Below are 2,028 nucleotides of genomic sequence, written 5' to 3' on the forward strand. Positions count from 1 at the left end.
CTGTACCATAACCCGATCAATGAGCTCCCCGAGACCCAGCTCGTCGTACATTCCCGCTACCAATCCCAGGTGTTCGAGCGCTTGGCTGCTGTAATGCTGTGGACTGGCCTTTGAGCCAGTTTCGATGTGCATGGCCAAGCCCTGCTTCCCCCTGAATGTTTGCGATAAACGCAAGGATAGATGAGTTGAGAGAAAACCTGTTGGTGGCGTGAGCGGGTGCGGAATGTCGGCAAAACTCAGACCCCGTGCTCATTTCACCCCAGCGCCTGGAGCGTTTGCTCGATCAGCTTGCCGCAACGGCCTGAGCGGCCTGAGCGGCCTGAGCGGGCTGAAAATGGCCAAAGTCGAGCTGTTGTAATCTATTATATTCCCTATAACTAAAAGATCCGTATGCGGGGTGTTGTAAAGGCTGGTGAAGAAAAAACCTCGGCTATTCGATTATACATTTTTTGCCAGCAGCATTTCGGTGGCGCCTTTTTGGAATTCATATTTTACAGGTGCCAAAGAGACGTTAATTCCACCTTTCTCTAGCGCCTCCATGACTGGCGTAAGATGCTTAGATATTTTGTTGTTGCGCATGGATAGCAGCGGATAAACGCGCACCTCTTTGGCAACGCGACACAACTCATGCATGGAATCGACGTGTTGTTGCTGATCCACATGATCGCTATACAAAAATAAATAATGTGAGCACAAAGCTAAATCAAACTCGGCATTCTTAAATGGCAACGTGGGTAATGAGGCATTTATATATCTCCTTGTTTGTTGTGCATTTCCATAGTCGCTTAAGAAAGCCCTCATTGCCTCCATTCTAACCTCTCCAAGCTCTTTGACATCGCGAATATTCTTCCAGACATAGTTCTCTTTGTTTCTTGATACTTGATCCATTATTTGAAGATAAACCTCTTCAATCCTTGATTGTATTTGGACAGCACTAAATTTATATATTGGGTCAACGGATACTACGTTACCACCGTTGGCATATAATTCTGAATTAAAACATGCTGGCCCATCACCACAGCCAAGTATCTTTTTTCCAAGTTCATCACTTGAAAGTGAGAACATATCTTTGTACTCGCTGAGGGATCTTCCCCAAGGCACTACTTCTGACAACTCCACGATGATTCCTGTTGTGTATAACGCCGCAAATCACCGGCGGCAAAGAGCAGAGCGACGAAAGAGCGGCGCTTTTTGCCGTCCGAGTGAATTTGCCTTGTTAGGAGCCGATTTGTTTGATTTCATTTGGCTGAACTCCAAAAGCATTGCAAAGTGCCGAATGGTGGGTTTCGTCTGTTTGGCTGAACAGCAGACGATTTGGCTTGTGATCGTCTATCCAAATAAACAAATGAATCTTCCCCTTTTCTTCTTTAATGCGACCGTGGGAAAACTGTCGATAAATCGGATGCGCCGTACCGTCATTGGCATAAAAGTTTCCAGTTAATATGCCTAGAAGGTCATTAAACCCGCACATATCGTCGTGGTTGACGAGAGCGAGGACGTTTGGGAATTTATGGTCTTTGTTTACTGCATCAAACTGCTTCATAGAGTTATGAATATCAGACGTAAGACGGTTATATATGGGGTCATTCCTTGCCCCACCCACAATATCACCAGGGGCAGCATTGGTTAGTTGATTGTCAAGCCACCTATTTTCAGAGCTGGATTTGACCTCGCAATAAAACAAAAATTCACCGTTTTGGGACACGCGAAAATCAGGCGTTTTTCCAGCGCGTGTTTCTGCCTTGGAAAAACGCTCGGCAGTAAGCTCTCGGTTTTCGAGATAATCCTTAACTCGCTCTTCGTCTGGGGTCATTTTCGACTCCTAATGCGGAGTTGTGTTCTTGGGGGGCGCAAGGGACGACTTTGGTAGAATCACACGAGCAGCCCTTTTAAGGTGATGCAACTCATTGTATAATATGGATATTATTTCTAGAGTTGGAGTTGACAACCGATGTTTGATGATGTTCTCAACCGGTTTGCTGAACGCGCGCCTGCCACGGTCATGGTACGCGCTCTGCTTGAGCGATT

Annotated in this window: 3 protein-coding genes; all 3 read right to left on the reverse strand. The window is 46.2% G+C overall.

Features of this window, described 5'->3' with window-relative positions; translation table 11 throughout:
• Positions 1-132, reverse strand: a 132-nt coding sequence (locus CKO36_RS20590) for a DUF4277 domain-containing protein (protein ID WP_200284134.1), incomplete at its 3' end; no start/stop codon positions are given.
• 306 nt (positions 133-438) lie between these two features.
• On the reverse strand, positions 439-1,119 hold the full coding sequence (locus CKO36_RS18825; protein ID WP_338053527.1) for a class I SAM-dependent methyltransferase: 681 nt from the start codon (positions 1,117-1,119) through the stop codon (positions 439-441).
• A 97-nt stretch (positions 1,120-1,216) separates the two neighbouring features.
• On the reverse strand, positions 1,217-1,813 hold the full coding sequence (locus CKO36_RS18830) for a hypothetical protein (protein ID WP_200286439.1): 597 nt from the start codon (positions 1,811-1,813) through the stop codon (positions 1,217-1,219).
• Between the last annotated feature and the right edge of the window lie 215 nt (positions 1,814-2,028).

This window comes from Rhabdochromatium marinum (assembly GCF_016583795.1).
GTDB lineage: Bacteria > Pseudomonadota > Gammaproteobacteria > Chromatiales > Chromatiaceae > Rhabdochromatium > Rhabdochromatium marinum.

Excerpts from the sequence above, each read along its gene's own strand:
- CKO36_RS18830 (WP_200286439.1), bottom strand. The coding sequence starts at position 1,813 with ATGACCCCAGACGAAGAGCGAGTTAAGGATTATCTCGAAAACCGAGAG.